11 protein-coding genes, 2 tRNA genes and 1 pseudogene are annotated in these 15,869 nt (G+C 66.9%); 6 read left to right on the forward strand and 8 right to left on the reverse strand.

The features are described 5' to 3' along the window. Nucleotides 1-110 precede the first annotated feature (110 nt). Nucleotides 111-4,616, forward strand: a complete 4,506-nt coding sequence (locus ACFY2Q_RS03350) for an HAD-IC family P-type ATPase (protein WP_387127116.1) — start codon at nucleotides 111-113, stop codon at nucleotides 4,614-4,616. A 17-nt stretch (nucleotides 4,617-4,633) separates the two neighbouring features. Here the strand turns inward: ACFY2Q_RS03350 and ACFY2Q_RS03355 are convergent, their stop codons facing one another. Beyond that, a complete protein-coding gene (locus ACFY2Q_RS03355) occupies nucleotides 4,634-4,786 on the reverse strand; it encodes a hypothetical protein (RefSeq protein WP_387127118.1) in 153 nt (50 codons plus the stop codon). 38 nt (nucleotides 4,787-4,824) lie between these two features. On the opposite strand from ACFY2Q_RS03355, the pseudogene ACFY2Q_RS03360 reads away from it, so the two are divergent. After that, nucleotides 4,825-5,199: pseudogene (locus tag ACFY2Q_RS03360) on the forward strand (DinB family protein); the annotation flags it as partial. Nucleotides 5,200-5,279: 80 nt separating this feature from the next. On the opposite strand, the gene ACFY2Q_RS03365 reads toward ACFY2Q_RS03360, so the two are convergent. Next, a complete protein-coding gene (locus ACFY2Q_RS03365; protein WP_387127119.1) occupies nucleotides 5,280-5,909 on the reverse strand; it encodes a hypothetical protein in 630 nt (209 codons plus the stop codon). A gap of 125 nt (nucleotides 5,910-6,034) precedes the next feature. Further along, entirely contained in the window at nucleotides 6,035-6,265 is a 231-nt protein-coding gene (locus tag ACFY2Q_RS03370) for a hypothetical protein (protein ID WP_387127121.1), read from the reverse strand. 172 nt (nucleotides 6,266-6,437) lie between these two features. Here ACFY2Q_RS03370 and ACFY2Q_RS03375 point away from each other — a divergent pair, with 172 nt between their 5' ends. The 4 genes from ACFY2Q_RS03375 to ACFY2Q_RS03390 all read left to right on the forward strand — a co-directional run bounded on the left by ACFY2Q_RS03375 (nucleotide 6,438) and on the right by ACFY2Q_RS03390 (nucleotide 11,749). Continuing rightward, the gene (locus ACFY2Q_RS03375) at nucleotides 6,438-7,688 is read left to right on the forward strand and encodes a hypothetical protein (protein WP_387127122.1); all 1,251 of its coding nucleotides are present in this window, start codon (nucleotides 6,438-6,440) and stop codon (nucleotides 7,686-7,688) included. A 469-nt stretch (nucleotides 7,689-8,157) separates the two neighbouring features. Beyond that, nucleotides 8,158-9,849 carry a hypothetical protein gene (locus ACFY2Q_RS03380; RefSeq protein WP_387127124.1) on the forward strand — a complete coding sequence of 564 codons (1,692 nt, stop codon included), beginning with the start codon at nucleotides 8,158-8,160 and terminating at the stop codon, nucleotides 9,847-9,849. Nucleotides 9,850-10,512: 663 nt separating this feature from the next. Next, nucleotides 10,513-10,911, forward strand: a complete 399-nt coding sequence (locus tag ACFY2Q_RS03385; RefSeq protein ID WP_387127126.1) for a hypothetical protein — start codon at nucleotides 10,513-10,515, stop codon at nucleotides 10,909-10,911. Between the two features lie 211 nt (nucleotides 10,912-11,122). Continuing rightward, nucleotides 11,123-11,749 carry a tyrosine-type recombinase/integrase gene (locus ACFY2Q_RS03390; protein ID WP_387127127.1) on the forward strand — a complete coding sequence of 209 codons (627 nt, stop codon included), beginning with the start codon at nucleotides 11,123-11,125 and terminating at the stop codon, nucleotides 11,747-11,749. Nucleotides 11,750-11,810: 61 nt separating this feature from the next. Here the strand turns inward: ACFY2Q_RS03390 and ACFY2Q_RS03395 are convergent. The 5 genes from ACFY2Q_RS03395 to gyrA form a co-directional block, all read right to left on the reverse strand. Further along, a tRNA-Ala gene (locus ACFY2Q_RS03395) sits at nucleotides 11,811-11,886 on the reverse strand. Nucleotides 11,887-11,931: 45 nt separating this feature from the next. After that, nucleotides 11,932-12,060 (reverse strand): DLW-39 family protein, encoded by a 129-nt coding sequence (locus ACFY2Q_RS03400; protein ID WP_209273410.1) that lies wholly within the window; start codon nucleotides 12,058-12,060, stop codon nucleotides 11,932-11,934. 42 nt (nucleotides 12,061-12,102) lie between these two features. Beyond that, a tRNA-Ile gene (locus ACFY2Q_RS03405) sits at nucleotides 12,103-12,176 on the reverse strand. 150 nt (nucleotides 12,177-12,326) lie between these two features. Then, nucleotides 12,327-13,229, reverse strand: coding sequence for a DUF3566 domain-containing protein (locus tag ACFY2Q_RS03410; RefSeq protein ID WP_387127129.1), 903 nt, complete (start codon nucleotides 13,227-13,229; stop codon nucleotides 12,327-12,329). A 4-nt stretch (nucleotides 13,230-13,233) separates the two neighbouring features. Beyond that, the gene (gene gyrA, locus ACFY2Q_RS03415; protein WP_387127131.1) at nucleotides 13,234-15,756 is read right to left on the reverse strand and encodes a DNA gyrase subunit A; all 2,523 of its coding nucleotides are present in this window, start codon (nucleotides 15,754-15,756) and stop codon (nucleotides 13,234-13,236) included. Between the last annotated feature and the right edge of the window lie 113 nt (nucleotides 15,757-15,869).

A 15,869-nucleotide genomic window follows, 5' to 3' on the forward strand; every position in this document is an offset into this window, starting at 1 on the left:
GTCGGGAAGCCAGCCGCCCGGATCCGAGGAAGCGGGAGGGCGAAGATGGCCGACGGCAGAAGCAGCAGCGGTAGGGAGCTGGGTCGGCACCCCTCCGGCCGTACGCCTCGATGACGGCGGTGGGTCGCGCCGCCGGCCGTCTGCTGCCGTCCGTCAATGTGCCGAACCTCGTCGGCGCGGCGTCCCGCACCGTCGGCGCGGCGTCCCGCACCGTCGGCCCGACCGCTACCCGGCTGGCCCGGCTGACCGGCCTGACCCGCCGCAAGGTGCGCTCCCTGCCCAGCCGGCACCACATCGAGGTGCACGGCGTCTGTCAACCCGGCGGCGACAAGCTGGCTCGGCAGGTGGAGAGCGCGCTGGAAGAGTTGCCCGGGGTGGCCTGGGCCCGGGTGAACGCGCCCTCGGGCCGGGTGGTGGTCGCGGTGCAGGCACCGGAGCCGGAGCTGCGCGAGCTGATCACGACGATCGAGCGGATCGAGCGGACCTGCGATCACGACCCCGATCCGGAGGTCCCACCGCCGCACCCCCCTGCCGAGGGGCCGCGTACACCGCGCACCCTTGGGGCGCTGGCCTCCGACGTGCTGGGTCTGACCATCTCCGCGGCGACCCGGATCCTGCCGCTCACGCCGGTGCCCGGCGAGGTGGTCGGGCTGATCGGCGCGGTGGACCTGCATCCGAAGCTGCACGCGCTTGCCGACCGAGGGCTCCGCGCCGACCCTCGCGCCGAAGTGCTGTTTCCGCTGACCGAGGCGGTGGTGCAGGGCCTGACCGGCGGCTGGATCGGCATCGTGCTGGACGGCGCACAGCGGATCGTGCAGTGGGGCGAGGCCCGAGCACAGTTGCAGGCCTGGCAGCGAGCCGAGCCGCGGTTGACCGGCGACCCGGACCGGGCCTGCGCACGGTGGCAGGTAAGCGACCGTCCCCGGCCCAAGCCGGACGGCCCGATCGAGCGGTACGTCAAGGGCTCGCTGATCGCCGGCGTGGCGGGCGGCGTGGCGGCGGTGCCGTTCGCAGGGCACAAACGCGCCGCTTCGGTCGGGCTCTCCGCACTGCCCAAGGCCCCGGGCAGTGGCCGCGAGGGGTACGCCGCGCAGCTCGGCCGGATCCTGGCCCGCCGTGGTGTGATCGCCATGGACCGCAGCGTGCTGCGGGAGCTGGACCGGATCGACACGCTCGTGCTCGACGCCGCCGTACTCGGCTCCGACCGTGGTGTCCTCACCGACCTGGCGCCGCTGCCCGGAGCCGACGTGGACCAGGTGGCGGAGCGGGCTTTCACGCTCTTCGACCCGGGCACGCCGGGCGGGTCACGGGAGGCCGACGGCTGGCGACTCGGCCCACTGGATCAACTGCACGCCGCCGATCCGGGCGACACTCCGGACAGTGGTCGGCTGCGATCGTCCGGCGGCCAGTTGCTCGGCCTGGCACACGGCGACCGGTTGGCCGCGCTGCTGCGCGTCGAGCCGGAACCCGCGCCGGGCGTCGACGGCCTGCCGACCGCGGCCCGGCACGCCGGGCTGCGACTGGTGATCGCCGGCCCAGATGATCAGCGGTACGGCTCCGCCGACGCCGTGCTGCCCGGCGGTGACCGACTGGCCGACTCCGTGCGGACACTGCAACGCGACGGCGCGGTGGTGATGCTGGTGTCCGCGAACCGGGCAGGGCTCGCCGCCGCCGACTGCGGGTTGGGGCTGAGCGGGCCGGACGACCTGCCTCCGTGGGGCGCGCACCTGCTGGTCGGCACCGACCTGCGGGTGGTGGCGCTGATCGTGGAGGCGGCCGGGGTGGCCCGACGGATGGCCGGGCAGAACATCCGGCTGGCCATGGCCGGCACGGGCCTCGGCACGCTTGGGGCCCTCACCGCCCCACGGACCCAGCTCCCCCTACGGTCGCTGGCATCGGTGAACGGCGCGGCGGCGCTCGCCTTCGCCCACGGTGTCTGGCGGGCCGGTCGGGTGCCGGACCAGACGGACGCCCCGGCGCCGGTGGAGACGGCCTGGCATCTGATGCCTGTCAGCGCGGTCCTGGAACGGCTCCACACCGGGCCGGGCGGCCTGGGTAGCGCGGAGGCGTCCCGCCGGCAGAGCGGGAACGGCACGCCCGACAACAACGCCCCGGCCGGCGGGCTGCTGCGCGCCTTCGTGGACGAACTGGCCAACCCCCTCACCCCTGTGCTCGCCGCCGGGGCGGTGCTCTCGGCCACGTTCGGCTCACTTGTCGACGCCGCGCTGGTGGGCGGGGTGGTGGGGGGTTCCGCGCTGATCGGGGCGGTGCACGAACGCAACACCGAACGGTCACTTGCCGGGTTGCTGTCCCGCTCGGCGGTGACCGCCCGGGTCCGGCGGGACGGCACCGAGCGGGTGATCGCCGCGGAGGACCTGGTGCCCGGGGACGTCATCGCCGTCGAGTCAGGGGATTCGGTGCCCGCCGACTGCCGGGTGCTCGAATCGGTGGGCTTGGAGGCGGACGAGTCCTCGCTTACCGGTGAGTCGCTGCCCGTGGCGAAGACCGACCGACCGGTGGTGGCAGCCGCGGTCGCCGACAGGCGCTCGATGCTCTACGACGGGACCACGATCGCCGCCGGCCACGGCACTGCCGTGGTGGTGGCCACCGGCACCGACACGGAGGCTGGTCGCAGTCTGGCGCTCGTCCGGCAGGCGCCGCCGACGAGCGGGGTGGAGGCCCGGCTCGGCTCGTTGACCAAGGCCGCCATCCCGTTGGCAGCCGGCTCGGCGATCGCGGTGGCCGGCGCGGGCCTGCTGCGGGGCGTACCGCTGCGGGAGTCGGCGGCGACCGCCGCGAACCTGGCCGTCGCGTCGGTGCCGGAGGGGTTGCCGTTTCTGGTGAGCGCGGCGCAGCTGGCCGCCGCCCGACGGCTGGCCGAGCACGGGGCCCTGGTCCGCAATCCGCGCACGATCGAGGCGCTGGGCCGGGTGGACGTGCTCTGCTTCGACAAGACCGGCACCCTCACCGAGGGCCAGTTGCTGCTCGCCGGGGTCGGTGATGCTGTCGGCGACCTCTACGCGCCTGTGGACCGGCTGGACGACCGGCTCCGGTTAACGCTGGCGGCGGCGCTGCGGGCGACGCCGGCAGCGGCAAACCCGGAGGAGTTGGCGTTGCAGACCGACCGGGCGGTCCGGCGAGGCGCCACCACCGCCGGGGTGGTGGAGCAGACCGGCGCCCCCGGCTGGCGAGCGGCTGGTGGGCTGCCGTTCGAGCCGTCCCGGGGTTACCACGCGAGTGTCGGGGAAACCGACGGTCACCTGTTGTTGAGCGTCAAGGGCGCACCGGAGACGGTGCTGCCGCGCTGCGAGGCCCGACGCACCGACGGTCGTCAGGAGCCGCTTGACGACGCCGGCCGCGCCAAACTGCACCAGATGCTTGCCGACCGGGCCGGCTCGGGGCATCGGATCCTGGCCGTCGCCGAGTGCACAGTCGACGACCCGGAGGTCACCGACAGCGAGGTGCGGAATCTGACGTTCGTGGGCTTCCTCGCCATGGCCGACGGGGTTCGGGAGAGCGCCGCACCAGCGGTGCGCCGGATCAGGCAGGCCGGCGTACACACCATCATGATCACCGGCGACCACCCGGCCACCGCCGAGGCGATCGCCGCCACCATCAGCGAGCATGACGTGCAGCGGGTGGTCACCGCGGGTGAGCTGGATCAGCTGGACGACGAGGCGCTCGGCGAACGGCTTGCGGCCACGGACGTGGTGGCCCGCTGCACCCCCGCGCACAAGGTACGGATCATCCAGGCGTTGCAGAAGTGCGGCCGGACCGTGGCGATGACCGGCGACGGTGCCAACGACGCGCCAGCGATCCGGCTGGCCGACGTGGGCATCGCGCTCGGCAAGCGGGGCACGCCAGCAGCCCGAGCCGCCGCCGACCTGGTGGTCACCGACGACCGGCTGGAGACCATCATCGCCACCCTGGTCGAGGGCCGGGCCATGTGGTCGTCGGTACGCCACGCGCTGAGCATCCTGGTCGGCGGCAACCTCGGCGAGATCGCGTTCAGTGTCCTGAGCGCCGCCGCGACCGGCCGTTCCGCGCTCACCGGACGACAACTCCTGCTTGTCAACCTCCTCACCGACCTGGCACCGGCGCTGGCCATCGCGGTCCGTCCGCCAGCAGCGGACAGCGCCGACGCGCTCCTCAAGGAAGGACCGGACGCCTCCCTCGGCGAGACCCTCACCCGGGAAATCGGGCTGCGCGCGGCGGCCACCACGCTGGGCGCGACCGCCGGGTGGACGTTGGCCCGGTACACCGGTCGCCGGCAGCGGGCCGGAACGGTAGCTCTCGTCTCGCTGGTCGGCACCCAACTAGGCCAGACCGTCCTGGCCGGGGGCACCAGCCCCACGGTGCTGGCGTCCACCGCGGCGTCACTGGGTGTGCTGGTAGTGGTGGTGCAGACGCCGGGGCTCAGTCAGTTCTTCGGCTGTACGCCACTCGGGCCGGTCGGCTGGACCATCGGAGCCGGCTCGGCACTCGGCGCCACCTTCGCCAACGGCGCGCTCACCAGGCTGATGGAGAACCTGCCGTCGGCGGGGGACGGGCACCCCTCGGGCGATGACGCGGAGCCGGCGGCCGGCGACGCCGGACCGGCCGAACCCCAGGGCTGACCATCGCCCGGCCGCGACTACCCCACGGTCCGGAACGGGTCGCGGGCCGGCGCCTGCTCTGCCCAGCAGAGGCCGCCGCGGAACTCCACCCCGGGGATGCCGTCTGCGAGCCTGCTGATGTCCACGACACCGGCCAGGGAGTTGGCGAGATCGACTCGCAACTCCTCCACGGCGGTCCGACGGCAGTTGGACCCCGGACTGGGCCGACAGCGAACCCGACCCCATCCCGGTACCGACGATCGGCTGGTTGACCTGGCACATCGGCTGGTGGTGGAGCGTGACGATGGATCATCTCCGGGGGCAGCCGGTACGGCAGCGTACGGATGTCGAATGGCCCGGCGCCGGTGAGCCGACTGTCGCCTGGCTACAAGACCTGCGTACCGAATGGTTGGGTCTCCTCGACCGACTCACCGACGCCGACCTTGACGACACGGCACCGTTCCCCTGGCAGGATCAGTCCGAGTACACGGTCACGCACATGATCGGTTGGGTCAACTCCGAGCTGATGAAGAACGTGTCGGAGATCGGCCAACTCCGGCTGCTGCGTGCGATCCGGACCGCAGCTGATCGTCAGGCGATCTGACGCTCACCCACACCGCCAGTTCCTCGGCCATCTCCCGTGCCCGGCGGTCTGCGCGAGCGAGGGAGTGCTGGGAGACGTCCTTAGCGCGCTCCTCGCCTCCGGCGTTGCGACTGGTTGCCCCGGCCTTGGGCATCAGGTTGACGAGACGAGGAGCTTGACCCCTGATCGGTGCCTCCCGGCGCTCGCAGATTCGCGGCTGCTAGAGCCTGCTGCGCCCGCTGCGCCCGCCGATTCGATTCCTGAGCGGCGTTGTAGGTCCTGGTGAACTGGTGCACCCAGTTTTGCGTTTCAGCTGCCCGGTCCACAGTCCTTTGCGACGTCTCACCGGACGCGTTGTCGATTATGGCGCTGAGCTTCTGAATCACCTTGGCTTCGAGAAGCCCAGTTGCGGCTATCTGAACGCTTTCGCGGTCGTTTGCGCCCGCATTCGGGAAGATTACTTGCGGGTCGAGCATGAGCTGGTCGAGCGTCTGGGCGGTGGGTATCCACTGGCTGGTGTCGAAGGAGACCGGCAGCGCGTCACGTTCCGGATAGCTGATCGACACGATCGTTCCGTCTACCTCAATGACGGGTTCGACTGCCGATTCCGGGAAGTTTCGGTTCTGCCGCTCGACCTCTAGCAGTCCATTGGCAAGTAAGGCTTCAGCTTCTGGATTTTGCCCATCCAGATGATAGACGGGAACCTCTTCTTCTGACGGCCACTGGTCCATGGTGTGATGGTCTCCCTGTCCTGGTCGACGTTGCCGCCCCGATTACGTCGACGAGGTGCCCATGGTTCACTCTCGGACCGAGAAATCTGTCAGACGCCACTCCTCGCTGCTCAGCGCCGGGCGACTCACCCCGCCAGGTTCAGGACCCCGAGGACAATCGACAAGGCAATCGCGACCAGCGTGATGCCGGCGACGGCGCGCAGGACTGCACGGGCCACCCGGCTGCCTCCTGCGCCCTCAGCAAGGCGGCCCATCATCTCCGTGCGCGAGTCGGTGGAGTACGGGTTGGTGCTCGTATCCACGTAGCTGCGCTTCAACCAGTCGCGGTCGGGGTTCGGGTCCTGCATCGTGCCCATGCAGCCAGTGTGGGCGGCGGCGCAATAGGCAAGGAAGACTCGACCAGGGCAAGGATCTGCTCGGGCACTCCACGATCCGGATGACCGCCGACACGTACGGCCACGTCCTGCCGACGCGGGCTCGTCAGGCTGCCTCGGCCGTCGATCGGGTGCTGGGCGAGGATGAGACGGCATGACCACTTGGCTGTACTCGGACCGAGATCAACCAAGGGAAGTGCTGGTGGAGCCCAGGGGACTCGAACCCCTAACCCGAGACGTGACGGAGAAGCCGGCCAAGACGGACGTTCTGGTGCGCTGGCCTGGCCTGCGTCCCTCACCAACGCTTGATGTCTCACACCAGTTCTCGCTGTCGGCTGTGCCGAATCTGTGCCAGATGATCTTCTGCGAGCAGGCGTTGTCGTGGGTTTCTGGCACTATGCAAGCGACCAGACATACGGGAGGGGTAGTGGCCAGAGACCGCCAAGCCGAGGCGCTGAGCCTCGCAGAAGAACTTTTGGCCGATATCGAACTACGTCGACTCGGCGCGGAGCAAATCTTGCTGAAGAGCGTTCGACTAGCTCGATTAATTGGTGACGAGTCGAGCCTAGATTGGCTCAAGCTAGAACTCCATGGCTACGAGATGACGCCAGAAACCCGTAAACCCCTTAGGCGGATGAACCGACTGCGGGTGGATACCAGCGGCAAGGAGATTGGCTACCTCGTTTCATTGGGCAGTATCGAGGCAGCTATTCGAGCCCAAGAGTCTCGCCTTGCTAGCCTTAAGTCGCCCAGCCTGAGCGGCGAATTCCTGGGCATCGCGCTTGACCGCGTACATAATCAGATAAACGGTGCCACGTCGAGCATCACAATCTACGCGAATATTCGATCTGCAGCATTGGCTGAGATTTACGAATTCGCGGCTCGGACCTACCATGAACTTGCGTTCAGCAAAGGCCAAGGGGAGCTATTCGAAGCGGCTAGGCAAGAGATAGATGGACTGCTCGCCCCCGTTAGCGATCGGGCTCTTGAGCGAATCGATTCGATCATCGAACGCCTAGCGCAGGGTGAAGGAGAGGCCATTAGTCATGCCATGAGTACCTGCAGGAGGCTGATTGACAGCTTCGCCGACGCCGTTTATCCAGCCCAGGGCGATCCGATTACAGTCGACGGCCAACCGGTGGACGTGGGCAAATCAAAGGTATTGAATCGCATCGACGCATATGTTCGACAGAGGTCGACGAGCAAGAGTAGACAGCAGAGACTGCGCCAATTGCTCCGCGGGATTTACGAAAGGGTATCCGCCGCTGTCCATAACGACGTCACTCCATCCGAAGCCCGGTTCCTCTTTCTGCAGACGTATGTAGCATTGGGCGAAATTCTAGCTATAAGCGAGACCTCTGCGACAGATTCTCCCGGCCTGGAAGTAATTCCGGGACAGCGATAATGCATCGCACTGCATACAGCCGCTTCGCTTGCTGCCATGGCGATGCTCCTATGGATGTCAACCTGCGACCCCTTGACCCCCAGGCAATCAACACGGATCGGTGACCTGCTGTTTCGCAGGCTCTGAGCTGCCGGACGGGTCCTCCGGTGTCCATGCTCGTCCGCCGACGTCCAACCCGATCGTCACCCAGGAATCGGATTGAGCCGCAGTATCCGGGCGGGATGCTGACTGGTCAGGAGATCACGAGCAACACGGCTAAGCTCTGCGATGGCCCGCCACTGACCGGTGTTGACCGCTGCATCGGGCACGGGTCGGGCGCGGGCTCAGGTCGCGATGGAGTTTGAACCCTAAACAGACCCGCTGGCTCATGTACCGGCTGCCGCTCAGGCTGAAGGAACGGCCGCCTCTCTGGGCAGCAAATATTTCTCGCAAAGTGGACATGCCACCTGACTTAGGGCAGGCTCTAACCATGAGTACTTCTCAGCCGCCTTCCGATCAAGCTGTGACCGCCGGCGCTAATCTTTCCAGCCTGACTTGGCTTATGGAAACGGCCGGAAGAGAGTTTGTAAAGTACATCCTGAATTGCGGCGAAGCCCTCGACTCCATCTTGTCAGGGACCACAACTCTAACGCCCGAACAGGCTGCCAATATCGAGATTCTCGACCGGAGCCTACGAGGACTCCCTGAAGATATAGACCCAACAGACCGAGCGCGTGCCTTCCTAAGCTGGCTGTCATCACCTCAGGACAACGGCCAGTTGACCGCGCAAATGTTTCATCTCAACGCAGGCGGCCAACAGGTCGGGGTGCCTGCGGCCGACGACTTAGAGAAGTCCATCGCCACTCTTGCCGATGCCGCTTACTCATCGCTTCTTCTTCCGGACGAGTTTCCAGAGATGTTCGACTACAACCCTCGCGTCAGCAGCTACGCCGGTCGAGCAATCTTTGGCCATCCTAGCGCCAGCGATTTCGGCAAAGCCGTTATTGATGACCCGGCCCTCGGTCGGCTATTTTCCATCGAAGGGCAGCATACGGGGCGAGTAACGGATCGTATCTATATCAGCACTGGCATCGCCCATTCGATCCAACTGCTAAGATTGCCGGAGATTATTTTGACTCGCGCGTGGCACTCGACCCCTCTCGCGAGACAGAGCCCACCGATGTTCGTCGAAGCTGCCCTCAAAGAGTTTCGGAATATTCGCAGCATCCTGAGTCGCAAGCGGGGGATGACCGCAGGGAAGTTCGCCTTTGCCGGGATCCTCCTCCCAGAGGGCAGTGAGCTTACCCTGAAGGGCGCCTCTGTTCGAAGCGCAACCGATGAGGATCGCAAGCTCGCACCCTCTTCCCTTAAAGGTCAGACAACCGCTACTGACTCCTCAGGACTTACCACCACCGCCAATTACGACGGCGACATCGTGCTGGCGATGCAGATTCCAATTGCGATACGATTCGCAGATGAATCGTCCAGCGATCTGATATGGCCGGATGACATGCGTCTCCCCGATGAAGTCGAGACAACCATTAATAGGTTGCGTTTCGGGCTAATCATGGCGGTGGAAAGGGAGTCCCGGGCGCTTCTCATTCCGACGTGGCAGCACTTTGACGATCCGTTGGATACAACGGCGACCTTGTCGTGGTTTGATCCACGTCACGGCCCAGGATTTATGCCCATACAGCTAACTGCAGACGAAGTCAGGTCTTGGGCGTTGTGGTACGAGAGACTTAGTAAGCCATACGTGGCGAAAATCGACCTCGCGATCAGTCGCATACTCAAGGCTAGCGGGGAGAGGCGAGACCCATCAGACGTTCTTATCGACTCAGTTATCGCATGGGAAAGGCTATTCGGAACAAAGGAGGGTGAACCCACTTTCCGCATTAGCACTTCCATTGCCATGCTGCTAAGTAAGACATTCGAAGAGCGAATGAAGACCAAGGCCAAGCTGTCCAAAATCTACGGCCTGAGAAGCAAGGTCGTCCATGGCAGCGAGCACCTCAAGCCTTCCGAGTATGAGTTCTGCTACGAGGCGCTTGATGTTGCCATTAGAGCTGTTCGCACTTTACTTCTCGACCGCACTGACATCTTGCAGCTGCCGGATGGTGCAGCACGAAGTTCCGCGCTGTTGCTCGGCGCAAAGCCATCGCTCGACGAGGAATCACCTTAGTCGCCTGCATCCGGCAGCACCTCTAGGAAGTCATCCCGTCTGCCGTCGACCCGCCCTTGTGGGAGCGGGCCGCCGCCTGGCCCGCCACGTCAAGCGGACCTTGACGGCTCGTACGGGCGCTGGCGGGCCGGGCGGCGGTCTGCTCGGCTCGCCCGGGTCGACGGCAGGCGGGATGGCCTACCGCAACCACCCACGGACCGCGAGCCGCCGACGCGGCCCCGGCCATCCTGGAGCCGGAGCGCCCCCGCCGGAGGCGCAGTAACCGCAACCTCGTACCCGCCGCCAGCTTGCCGACGCGGCCGGCGTGCGCTCCCCTACGCCGCGCGGGCTCGTGGCCGCGCGGCCCGGCCGGCTGCCGGCCTAACCCTCACCTGGCCAACGCCCCCTTTCGTTCTGCGGCGGCCCCTTGGGCTTCTCGCTTCCGCGCCAGCCGCCGGGCTGTTGCGTGGCCGGAGTCGGAGCGCCAGCGGAGCGACGGACGCGCGCCCAGGCGGCGGCGCGTGCGGCCCGTTCAGGGCCGCCTTGAAGACGTACAGAAATTCCTCCCACACCGCCCGGCAGCCCGCCGGCGGTCCGGCCTATCCCGTCACGGCCGATGCTTGACACCTGCGTCCCGCTAGATGCTTGACATGATCGTTCTGGTCGAGGCGCTAACTTGCCCTGGTGAGCTACGACATGTTCGTTCAGCGGTTCGAGCAGGGCGATGCCGCCCCAATGGCGGGTGATGCCTTCCTGGCCGTCTTTGCGCCGAGGGCCGACCGTCGGGGGCCTCAGCACAGCTACTGGCACATCAGCGCCGACGACGGCGGCACCGCAGACCTCTACGCCACCCTTGCCGACGACACGCTCGGCAGTCTCATAATCAGCCGGTTCTCCGTGGGCGCCGTTCTCGACCTGCTCGTCAAGTTCGTCGGACTCGCCGATGCTGTTGTGCTTCCACCTGGCTACCCCGCCCTGCTCGCGCACGAAAGTCAGCGGTGCCACCTTCCCGAGGAACTTCGCGCCGACGCCGTGGTCGTTCAGGCGGGCGCGGACGTGGAGCGCATCCTTCGGAGCTGCTAGGCGATGTGTAAAGCTCCTCCATCCTGGCTTCGGCTGTCCGAAGTCGGCTGATCGCCTTCAACCCGTGCGAGGGTGTCCGCCTCCCGGCGCAGCGAAGGCGTGCTGGGGGAGTACAGACGATCTCTCAAGCCGACGTCACAGATCGGCTTCTCACGGCGGTGCCCGAGTGGCATCGCGCTCTCGTCGCTGCTGCGGCCGGCGCGGGTCTGCGATGGGCGAGTGCCTGGGGCTCCGGTGGGGCTCGGTTGATCTCGATGCGTCGACCCTGGCTGTCGAGCGGGTCATCATCGAGGTCAACGGTCACCTGTTCGACAAGCCGTACCCGAAGTCAGCCAAGAGCCGGCGGACCGTGCCGCTGGCTCCGTTCCTGCAACAGGCGCTCCATCGCCATCGCGAGCTGGTCGCCCACAGTTCGGATGACCGGGTCTTCACCAACTACGAGGGCGGCTCGATGTTGCGCAGCAACTTCCGCCGCCAGATCTGGCGGCCGTCACTCGTCCGCGCTGGGCTCCTCGGCCAGGTCGTCGAGGTCGGCCCGTTTCAGTTCTGCGCCACTTGGTCTGACCGCGAGGATGTGGAGTGGTCGGCGGAGTTCACGACCGAGCGGGAAGCCGTCGACTGTGTGGCGACTAAGGCGGCCGGCGGGCTGCGGTTCCACGATCTACGGCACTGCTACGCGACGTGGTTGGTGTCCGGCGGAGTCCCGGTCAACATCGTCCAGGCGGTGATGGGCCACGAGCAGGCATCGACCACGCTCAACCGCTATACACACACCCCGGCGGATTTCCACGAGTCGGTGCGCAGTGTCTTCGGCGGCTCTGCTGACGACCAAAGATGACCGTCAATCCGAGGTCGGGTCAGCGGGGGAGAAGAATAGGCCGTGACCTGGCCAGATGATGTGGTGGAGCCCAGGGGACTCGAACCCCTAACCCCTGCCTTGCAAAGGCAGTGCTCTGCCAGTTGAGCTAGGGCCCCGTGGTGGCGCTGCGGCAGCCGTAAATCTTCGCCGCAGGCCGGAGGTCAGCGCAGGTCAGGCGAGGTGGTGGCCTCGTGCCAGAGCGCACGCTCGTCGTTGGAGGCCTTGACCTTGCTGTAGACGACGGCGGCCACGCCGACGACGCTAGCCAGGATCAGCAGCTTCTTGAACATGGGGCGACCCCTTGCGCTCGACTACCGTCGGACGACATGCGGTGGGGCTAGCTGGAATCGAACCAGCGACCTCAGAGTTATCAGCTCTGCGCTCTAACCGACTGAGCTATAGCCCCGTGTTGCGACGAGCAAGATTAACCCATCAGCTTGGCCGGCCCCAAATCGGGGTCCGGCCCCGCGAGCCGGGCCGTCGACACCTGAAAACCTATCCGAGTACGGGACGCCGGGGCGACCGCAATTTTGCGGTGTCCCGGCGTCCCGGTCACTCAGTCCCGCTCGGCGAGGGTCAGCTCGATGCCGCCGACCAGGTCGGCGCAGACGTTGTAGACGAACGCTCCCAGCGTGGCCAGCGCGGTGAACAGCACCACGTTGACCAGGCCGATCAGCGCCGAGCTGAGGATCACGCCCTTGGCGGTGATCTGGAAGCCGCTGGTGCTCTGCCCACCACCGGCGTTGACCAGGTCGCTGAGGCTGTCGTTGACGCTCTGGAACACGCCCATCGCGTCCAACGCCAGGTAGAGCACCGAAGTGGCGACCACCACGACGATGAAGAGCACCACCGAGACGGCGAACGCGAACTTCATTACGGACCAGGGGTCGATCCGCTTGAGGTTCAGCCGGGCCCGACGCGGCCCGCGGGATGCCGCCGAACTGACTGAGGTACGCGCGGCGCGTACCGCCTCACCGACGCGAGCGGCCCCGACGGCGGACGCGTTACCGATCCCCGGGGGCAGGCCGCCGCCGCTCGCCGGGCGACCACCGGGGGCGGTGCGTCCCGAATCCGGCTGCGTCATGCCCGGCATGATCCGGGGTTGGGTGCCGGTGGCACCGGTCGAGGTCGCTTGACCCGGCCGGGTGATCGGCTGGGTGGTCGTCGGGCGCGCCGGGCTCGGGGCGGACGCCGCCGGGGCCGACCCGGCGGACGCCGGCGCCTCGGCGGCGGGTTTCTCCGCCTTGGTGTCGCCCGAGCCGCCGTCCTCGCCGGGCTGCTCCGGCGGAGGTGTCATTCCGGGAGCCCGGGTGAATTTCGGGGCAGGCGCGTCGGCGGGAACCGTAGCCCGGCCCACGGCCGCGCGGCCGGTCGCTGGTGTGCCGCTCTTGGCGGCCTCCTCGTCGACCGGGTTGGCCGAGGTCCCCGTGTTCCCCGACTTCGCCTGTGTCTCCGTCATTCAACTAGTCCTGTTCGTCAGGCTCGTCGGCATTGCGAGCAATCGCCACGATAGTCACGCCGTCCGGGAGGTCCATCAGCTTGACCCCCATTGTGTTCCGGTCACGTGTACGGCGTACAGGCTTCACCGGAGTCCGGATGACACCACCGTTGCTGGTGATCGCGAACAGCTCGTCGTCCGGGTCGATCACCACGGCACCGACCAGACCACCGCGCCGTTCGGTGATCTTCGCAGTCAGCACGCCCTTACCTCCCCGGCCCTGCACCGGGTATTCCTCGATCGGGGTGCGTTTCGCGTATCCCCCGTTCGTGGCCACCAAGACGTCCCGACCGTCCTGAACGACCTCCATGGCGAGCAGGACATCGTCGTCCGTGAAGCGCATGCCGATCACGCCCGAGGTGGCCCGGCCCATCGGCCGCAGCGCCTCGTCCGAGGCGTTGAACCGGATCGCCTGCGCCTTCTTGGAGACCAGCAGCAGGTCGTTCTCCGGTGCCACCAGCGCAGCACCGACCAGCTCGTCCTCATCGCGCAGGTTGATCGCGATGATTCCGCCGGAACGGTTGGAGTCGAACTCCTCGAGCCGCGTCTTCTTCACCAGGCCGTTCTTCGTGGCCAGTACCAGATAGGGGGCTACCTGGTAGTTCGGAATTTCGATGATCTGGGCGATCTGCTCGTCGGGCAGGAAGGCGAGCAGGTTGGCCACATGTTGGCCCTTGGCTACCCTACTGGCCTCCGGCAGCTCGTACGCCTTGGCCCGGTACACGCGGCCCTTGTTCGTGAAGAACAAAATCCAGTCGTGAGTGGAGCATACGAAGAAGTGGCTGACAATGTCGTCCTGCCGCAGCGTGGCGCCGCTGACGCCCTTGCCGCCGCGCCGCTGCGAGCGGTAAAGGTCGACCTTGGTCCGCTTCGCGTACCCCGTTCGGGTGATCGTGACGACCACGTCCTCCCGGGCGATGAGGTCCTCCATCGAGACCTCGCCGTCGAACGGAATGATCTGCGTACGCCGGTCGTCGCCCCACTTCGCGACGATCTCGCCCAGCTCCTCCGAGACGATCCTGCGCTGCCGCTCCGGCTTCGCGAGAATGTCCTTCAGGTCGGCGATCTCGATCTCGAGCTTGGCCAGATCGTCGACGATCCGCTGCCGCTCCAGGGCGGCGAGCCGGCGCAGCTGCATGTCGAGGATCGCGGTGGCCTGGATCTCGTCGATCTCCAGCAGCCGGATCAGGCCCTGGCGGGCGTCGTCCACGGTTGGCGAACGCCGAATCAGCGCGATGACCTCGTCCAGCGCGTCGAGGGCCTTGCCGAGACCGCGCAGGATGTGCGCCCGCTCCTCGGCCTTACGCAGCCGGTACGCGGTCCGCCTGCGGATCACGTCGATCTGGTGCTCGACGTAGTAGCGGATGAACTGGGCCAGGTTGAGCGTGCGCGGCACCCCGTCGACCAGGGCCAGCATGTTGGCGCCGAAGGTCTCCTGGAGCTGGGTGTGCTTGTAGAGGTTGTTCAGCACGACCTTGGCGACCGCGTCGCGCTTGAGCACGAGCACGATCCGCATGCCGGTACGCCCGGAGGACTCGTCGCGGATGTCGGCGATCCCGGCGAGCTTGCCCTCCTTGATCAGCTCGGCGATCCGCTCAGCGAGGTTGTCCGGGTTGACCTGGTAGGGCAGCTCGCTGACGACCAGGCAGGGCCGACCCCGCTTGTCCTCCTCGACCTCCACCACGGCGCGCATCCGGATCGAGCCGCGGCCGGTGCGGTACGCGTCCTGGATGGCGGTGGTGCCGACGATCAGGCCGTGGGTCGGGAAGTCCGGACCCTTGACGATGCCGAGCAGCGCCTCAAGCGTCGTCTCCTCGTCCACCTCCGGGTTCTCCAGGCACCACTGCACCGCCGCGCCGATTTCCCGCAGGTTGTGCGGCGGAATCTTGGTGGCCATGCCGACCGCGATGCCCTCGGAACCGTTCACCAGCAGGTTGGGGATCCGCGACGGCAGGATGGTGGGTTCCTTGGCCCGACCGTCGTAGTTGTCCTGCAGGTCGACGGTGTCCTCGTCGATGTCCCGCAGCATCTCCATGGCGAGCGGGTCGAGCTTGCACTCGGTGTAGCGCATGGCGGCAGCCGGATCATTACCCGGCGAGCCGAAGTTGCCGTTGCCGTCGACAAGCGGGTAGCGCAGCGACCAGGGCTGCGCCATCCGGACCAGCGCGTCGTAGATCGCCGAGTCACCGTGCGGGTGGAACTGACCCATCACGTCGCCGACGACGCGGGAGCACTTCACGTAGCCGCGGTCCGGCCGGTATCCGGAGTCGAACATCGCGTAGAGGATCTTGCGGTGGACCGGCTTGAGCCCATCCCGGACGTCCGGCAGCGCACGACCGACGATGACGCTCATCGCGTAGTCGAGGTAGGAGCGCTGCATCTCCACCTCGAGCCCGACCGGCTCGATCCGGTCGTGTGCGACCACGGCGGCGATGGCCTCGGCGGGGACCTCAGGCTCGTTCGGTGTGGACTCGGGAGAATCGGTCACTGTATACCCTTATCAGACTCAAAGTCGTTTTCGTGCTGTGGATAACCGCTGTGGATACCGGCCAAGCTGTGGATAACTCTGTGGATCGGTGGGGGGGGGGGGGGGGGCCCCCC

Origin of the sequence: Micromonospora sp. NPDC000316 (assembly GCF_042898885.1) — a bacterium.
Taxonomy (GTDB): domain Bacteria; phylum Actinomycetota; class Actinomycetes; order Mycobacteriales; family Micromonosporaceae; genus Micromonospora.

Bases quoted from the DNA above. Each gene is read 5' to 3' on its own strand.
- ACFY2Q_RS03350 (WP_387127116.1), top strand. From the start codon at position 111: ATGACGGCGGTGGGTCGCGCCGCCGGCCGTCTGCTGCCGTCCGTCAAT.
- ACFY2Q_RS03370 (WP_387127121.1), bottom strand. From the start codon at position 6,265: ATGGGCACGATGCAGGACCCGAACCCCGACCGCGACTGGTTGAAGCGC.
- ACFY2Q_RS03400 (WP_209273410.1), bottom strand. From the start codon at position 12,060: ATGTTCAAGAAGCTGCTGATCCTGGCTAGCGTCGTCGGCGTGGCCGCC.
- ACFY2Q_RS03390 (WP_387127127.1), top strand. From the start codon at position 11,123: ATGGGCGAGTGCCTGGGGCTCCGGTGGGGCTCGGTTGATCTCGATGCG.
- ACFY2Q_RS03375 (WP_387127122.1), top strand. From the start codon at position 6,438: ATGACCACTTGGCTGTACTCGGACCGAGATCAACCAAGGGAAGTGCTG.
- ACFY2Q_RS03380 (WP_387127124.1), top strand. From the start codon at position 8,158: ATGAGTACTTCTCAGCCGCCTTCCGATCAAGCTGTGACCGCCGGCGCT.
- ACFY2Q_RS03410 (WP_387127129.1), bottom strand. From the start codon at position 13,229: ATGACGGAGACACAGGCGAAGTCGGGGAACACGGGGACCTCGGCCAAC.
- ACFY2Q_RS03365 (WP_387127119.1), bottom strand. From the start codon at position 5,909: ATGGACCAGTGGCCGTCAGAAGAAGAGGTTCCCGTCTATCATCTGGAT.